The following is a 787-nucleotide window of genomic DNA, read 5'->3' as shown; positions in this document are numbered from 1 at the left end:
CGGCAATGATAAACGAGATATCCGGTTGCTGACCCTCCTCGGCAGCGCCATGAGCTGCCTGTCCCTCACACTTCTTTCACTCACCAGGATCTAACGTGACCGAATTCCTTCATGCAGACTTTCTTGGCCAAGACGTCTGGCTGTGGTTGACTTTCATCTCGATCGTCGTGACCTTGCTCGCGTTTGATCTTGGCGTTCTGCATAAGGATGACAGGGAGATTGGCGTCAAGGAGAGCTTATGGCTTTCCAGCGGTTACATCGTCGTAGCCGCGATCTTTGGCGCTTGGCTCTGGTGGCATCTCGGCTCGGAACGAGGCGTCGAATACTTCACCGGCTACATCATCGAGAAGTCGCTGTCGATGGACAACGTGTTCGTCATCGCGATGATCTTCACCTTCTTCGCGATCCCACGACAGTACCAGCACCGTGTGCTGTTCTGGGGCATCCTGGGCGTCATCGTGCTGCGAGCAGCCATGATCGGCTTGGGTTCGGCGCTCATCAGCCAGTTCGCGTGGATTCTCTACATCTTCGGCGCATTCCTGGTGGTTACCGGCATCAAGATGCTGTGGATGGCGGACCACGAGCCGAACCTGGAGAACAGCGTTCTGCTGAAGTGGCTGCGCAAGATGATGCGTGTGACGCCGCAGGTTCGAGGCAACGCCTTCTTTGTGCGTGAGCCTGATCCTGCGACCGGCAAACCGGTTGCCTGGGCAACGCCGCTGTTCCTGGCTTTGTGCATGGTGGAGTTCGCCGACCTCATCTTCGCGGTGGACTCAGTGCCGGCGAT

Annotated in this window: 1 protein-coding gene; it reads left to right on the top strand. The window is 57.3% G+C overall.

Features of this window, described 5'->3' with window-relative positions:
* Positions 1-95: 95 nt before the first annotated feature.
* A partial coding sequence (locus JK635_RS27805; RefSeq protein WP_202651737.1) for a TerC/Alx family metal homeostasis membrane protein occupies positions 96-787 on the top strand: 692 nt, incomplete at its 3' end.

Origin of the sequence: Neobacillus paridis, assembly GCF_016765675.1 — a bacterium.
In the GTDB taxonomy this organism is placed as follows: Bacteria; Bacillota; Bacilli; order Bacillales; family Cytobacillaceae; genus Neobacillus; species Neobacillus paridis.
This window is presented reverse-complemented; position numbering and strand designations above follow the sequence as displayed.